Source organism: Shewanella sairae, assembly GCF_023283535.1.
In the GTDB taxonomy this organism is placed as follows: Bacteria; Pseudomonadota; Gammaproteobacteria; order Enterobacterales; family Shewanellaceae; genus Shewanella; species Shewanella sairae.
In genome coordinates, this window is the sequence record NZ_JAKILT010000116.1 from 1 (window position 1) to 4,781 (window position 4,781).

At 41.2% G+C, this 4,781-nt stretch carries 6 protein-coding genes; 5 read left to right on the forward strand and 1 reads right to left on the reverse strand.

What is annotated here, in order from left to right:
• From L2748_RS23050 to L2748_RS23070, 5 genes are all read left to right on the forward strand, one after another.
• A partial coding sequence (locus L2748_RS23050; RefSeq protein WP_420833312.1) for an RHS repeat domain-containing protein occupies positions 1-949 on the forward strand: 949 nt, incomplete at its 5' end.
• A gap of 13 nt (positions 950-962) precedes the next feature.
• Positions 963-2,177, forward strand: a complete 1,215-nt coding sequence (locus L2748_RS23055; RefSeq protein WP_246616292.1) for an RHS repeat domain-containing protein — start codon at positions 963-965, stop codon at positions 2,175-2,177.
• Between the two features lie 5 nt (positions 2,178-2,182).
• A complete protein-coding gene (locus L2748_RS23060) occupies positions 2,183-2,503 on the forward strand; it encodes a hypothetical protein (RefSeq protein ID WP_220783451.1) in 321 nt (106 codons plus the stop codon).
• Positions 2,493-2,987: a hypothetical protein gene (locus L2748_RS23065; RefSeq protein WP_220783450.1), complete on the forward strand. Its 495-nt coding sequence runs from the start codon at positions 2,493-2,495 to the stop codon at positions 2,985-2,987. The genes L2748_RS23060 and L2748_RS23065 overlap by 11 nt, the downstream gene beginning before the upstream one ends.
• Position 2,988: 1 nt before the next feature.
• The gene (locus tag L2748_RS23070; RefSeq protein WP_220783449.1) at positions 2,989-3,372 is read left to right on the forward strand and encodes a hypothetical protein; all 384 of its coding nucleotides are present in this window, start codon (positions 2,989-2,991) and stop codon (positions 3,370-3,372) included.
• Positions 3,373-4,063: 691 nt separating this feature from the next.
• On the opposite strand, the gene L2748_RS23075 is transcribed toward L2748_RS23070, so the two are convergent.
• The gene (locus tag L2748_RS23075; RefSeq protein WP_220783448.1) at positions 4,064-4,588 is read right to left on the reverse strand and encodes a superoxide dismutase family protein; all 525 of its coding nucleotides are present in this window, start codon (positions 4,586-4,588) and stop codon (positions 4,064-4,066) included.
• Positions 4,589-4,781: the final 193 nt, after the last annotated feature.

Below are 4,781 nucleotides of genomic sequence, written 5' to 3' on the forward strand. Positions count from 1 at the left end.
AGAAAACTTCCCAGGGCAAACACAAGACAAAACTTATCATTATGATGCGAATGGCAACCTCACACAAATAAGTGCGGGTACAGGAAGCCAGACCATTAGTTGGAACTATTTGTATAACTCACTTAATTTAATAGAGAAAGAAACATTAACACTAGAAGGAAAAAGCTTTGTCCTAGACTGGGAGTATAGCAATCTCGGGGCGGTGTCATCGCTTCGTTACCCTTCAGGCCGAACGATTAACTACGCACCAAACGCACTTGGCCAACCGACTCAAGCCGTGTCAGGAAGCATGCGCTTAGCCACACAAGTCTCTTATCATCCCAATGGACAATTAAAACAATTTACATACGGTAATGGTCTTGTACGCAAGGTCGTTCTCGACTCGACCGGTCGTATCGATGACATATCTGATGGGAAAGACACAAAGTATCCCCTCACCTTAAACCCAAGCTATGACCATAACGACAATTTAACAGAGGTCGTCGATTGGTTTGACCGTAAAAATGATATAACCAACATGAGCTACGATGGGGCTAACCGGTTGCTATCTGCTGATGGAAAATGGGGAAGTGGTCATTACCGTTATGACGGCTTAGGCAACATTACCAGCCGCAGCATAAGTGGCTCTGTCATTCATTATCATTATAATTCTTTAAATAGATTAGACAGACTTACGGGGGCGTATCGTTACAATTATACCTATGACGCCAGAGGGAATGTGACTCATAACGGTCGTTACCCACTAACCTTTAACCAAGCCAATCAACTGGTGACGGCTAAGGGGATTTCTTATCTCTATGATGGTCATAATCGAAGGGTAAAAAAAGATGACGATTACAGCATTTACAGCCAAGCGGGACAATTGCTACACAGAAGAAACGTAGATAACCACAAGATAGACAGCGTTTATCTTGGAAAACAACTAATTGCTGACATCGAAAGTCGATAAAAGAGAGGTAAGTATGAAAACACAAAACTCAACATTATTGACATTTTGCTTAATGCTCCTGCTTTTTACAGGATGCCTGTTCAGTCAATTAGCGCAGGCACAGCAAGGGCGAACCGTGTTAATGCCTATTGCATCGGGAGGCATGGGGATAACAACATTTATCCCTATTTTACCCTCAAGTCATTCGGCGAAGATTGAAGCGACAAACATCGACGGCAGTTACCATTTAAGATGGTCTGCGGTTAAAGGAGCGAGCTACTACCAAATCATCATTACTGATGAAAATAATAAACAACAAATTATTAAGGTGACGGGGACTTACTATTCGTTAGTAGGGTTAACGCTTGGTAATAATCGCGTAGAAATACAAGCTTGTAATGCGTCTCATCAATGCGGTGTAGGGAGCTTAGCCGGAACGATATCACGAAAAACAAAAATCAGATATCAACATACTGATATGCTTGGAACGCCCGTCGTTGAAACCGACGAAGCTGGACACGTTATCAGTCGCAGTACCTATGAGCCCTTTGGGAAACGATTAGGTGGCGAAAAAGCAGGGATTGGTTATACGGGGCATTTGCAAGATCCAGACCTAGGCTTAACGTATATGCAGGCTCGATACTATGATCCACTTATTGGGCGGTTTTACTCGAATGATCCTGTTGATTACCTAGGACATATGCAACGTGGAAATCTTGTTCATGGATTTGGAAGATACACTTATGCTAATAATAACCCATACAAGTATGTAGATCCTGATGGGGAATTTGGAATCATTGGTGCATTGATTGGCGGAGGCATAGATGCAACCATTCAAATTGGTAACAATATGAAGAACGGGAAGGGATTTGGCGATGCTGTTATGAATGTTGATCTTGGTAGTGTGGCTGTAAGTGCTGCTTTAGGTTCCGTGACGGGGGGAGCAACTACACTCCTTAAAGGAGCGGCGACGGGAACTACTAAGGTAGCGGGTACAACTTTTCAACTAACAAGTAAAACAGAAAGGGTTGTTGCAGGTACTATGGGGGCAAGTAAGGCCGCCGCAGCAGGATTTATTCAAGCTGAGAGGAAAGGTAAAAACGGAATACAAGGAGCCGCAGCTCAAGTAGTAAATGGAGTTACAAGCCCAGTACCGGTGGGTACAATGGTAATGGAAGGAGCGTCAATGTTGACAGGTTCCGAAGAACAAAAATCTCCGCCACTAGAAGTTGAAAAAGATCTAGAGTGATAGTAATGAATAATACCAAAGCAAATAACGAAGGCATTTTGAATCTCAAAATTTTTCTTCACTCGATAAAAGCTTCAGCCGTTCAGTTAGTATGGCCTATTGGAGGAATAGGGATACCTGCAATTTACTTCGGTTACGATGGCAATAGGTTGGAAATGTTACTATTATTTATCGTCTGCTTTGTTCTCATACAGATACTGTATTTATCTGCCTGTATACTGGTAGTGAAGGTGAAACTATCAGATAAAGTAGCTGCATCACATTACTTATCACTCACAGATAGAGAGAAAGGAAAATATATAGCTGATATGTTAATTGGCTGGTAAACATATGCTCTTTGTAGAGTTCAAAGCCTCGCATCCTTGCGGGGCTTTATGCTGCTCTCTACCATTTAATCAAACCAATCAACTGGTGACTGCTAAGGGGATTTCTTATCTCTATGATGGTCATAATCGAAGGGCTTTGGAAGTTACAGCTTTAGCGACAGGAGATTCTGTTAGTGGAGTAAGTCGAGGAAAGCAAATTGGCAGCATAATAAAAAAAGATGGTTCGACTAAAGCAAGTACAATTAAGGCAAAAGCAGAATCGGTAGGATTTACATCTCAGCAATCCTCTAATGACCCTCTAAAATTAGTTGATGAAACTGGCACTGCTAGGGTTACTATCAAGGGGGGGAGCGATAGAGCACCAGGCAGTGCAGCTCCTCATGTAGAACTGAAAGATTCAAATGGTCAACGCGTAAGCCCTTCAGGGTCGCCTGTTACACGTAAAAGCCCTGAGAACCATACCCAAATAGAGAACGACTTATAAAATGAAGAACTATTTTGAAATCGAAGGTTTGAAAAATATCTATCTTGAAGATTCATATGTTATAGATATCAAAGAAACTGAAAGCGGTATTATTTTTGACATGGAGTTCGTCTTAAAACCAGCCCATTCTTGCTACTCAGAGCCTCTTAGCAACGAGCAATACTGTTATAAAGATGGCACTATTGAGTTTATAGGTTGCAGCTCTATTAATTGGATAAGCAGATCAAAACAAGTTTTTACTGATAGAAATAAAAATGTTGATCATGGCAATATTGACTCATTTTTCCGTAAAGGAGCTGTCAATCATCTAGAAGGTGATTGGGGAATTGTTGAGTTTACTAATTCAGAGCGAGATCTTGTTATAACTTTGATTGGAAATTTGTAATTTCAATCACTACTCTGATGCCCGGGTGGGATTATACTTTGTTAATTCCCCTAACATTTATCTTTTTTGTTCGTTTATCGACTCAATACGAGAGTATTGGTTTATATAAACAACCCGCAATCGAATAAAATTTGTTCGACCAGATAGGGTTGTTAACTAATTTTACAATGTATAATCCGGCCCTGACTCTGATGCCATAAAGAGTGCATCTATCTAGGGCAGGATCATACTTTGTTAATGAATTGAACTTTTCCCTGCAAGCGTGATCTGAACGGGCATGTTAATCTGCCATGATGATCTCGCATTTCATCGTTCTAACCTGCCAGGGCGCAACGCGGCGAAGCGAACCCTTGCAAGTTAGGTTGTGACATAGGACCGTGACGAGTTGGCGTATTAGCGAAAATGAGGGACTTGGAGGAATTGACACACGAGAAGACAAGCAGCGTCTTACTCACACTTACGAGCGCAAGCAAGCCATGAAGTGCTTTGTTGCTGGGGTTTAACTTGAATTACAGGCAAAAAAATACCCTTAAAGATATCGGTATCTTTAAGGGCTAAACCACAATCAGGCTTTATTATGTCTGGTTAGCTCAACGGACATGGACATAAAATGATTAGAACAGGACTGGCGTACAATCATTAATCCGTTGAGCTGATTGATAATATTCTGAATAATAACGTTCGACAATCTTTATTTGATTGTACCGCATACCATTCTTGAACCACCGCCACCAAGCGGCATAGGATGGTCTGAATGGTTGTCTCCCCCAACATGGATCATAAGAGAACGCCCTTTAAGTTCTTGAAGCGTTAACTTTGGTGCAAGTACAGGGTTATGGGCTTCACCTTTATCACTGACGTAAAGAGCGGGTAAATCGCCTTTATGATTATCTACTCCCCAAGGATAGCCATGCTTATTTGTTTTTTCGGGATCATAATGACCACCTGCCGCTCCGCCGACAATCTTCTTGCCTTTATTCATGTTTGCACCACAATCAGGGTTTTGATGAACGTGGAAACCATGAAGACCTGGTGATAACTGCTGCAAATGAGGCGTAAAAACAGAACCATATTGATTTTGTTCAACTACGATATTACCGACCGTTTTACCAGTTGTTAGATCTTTCATTACAAAGGTAAGACTTTCAACGTCATTAGCCATAGCGGAACCAGTAAAACCACATAACAATGCTGCCATTAGAATTGATTTTTTCATGTAACATTCTCTTTGAGTAAGGTAACTAATGAATATCATTTAATTCCCAGAGACTTATCGTGAGCATGATCTCATAATGAAATTGCGCATTACCTATAAGCATATCTGTAGTGGTCAAGTAAAACTGGACACGGACTTGTACGTATTCCAAAATCTTCGTTCAGATTCATTTGGGGTCAAGCCGCCATTATAA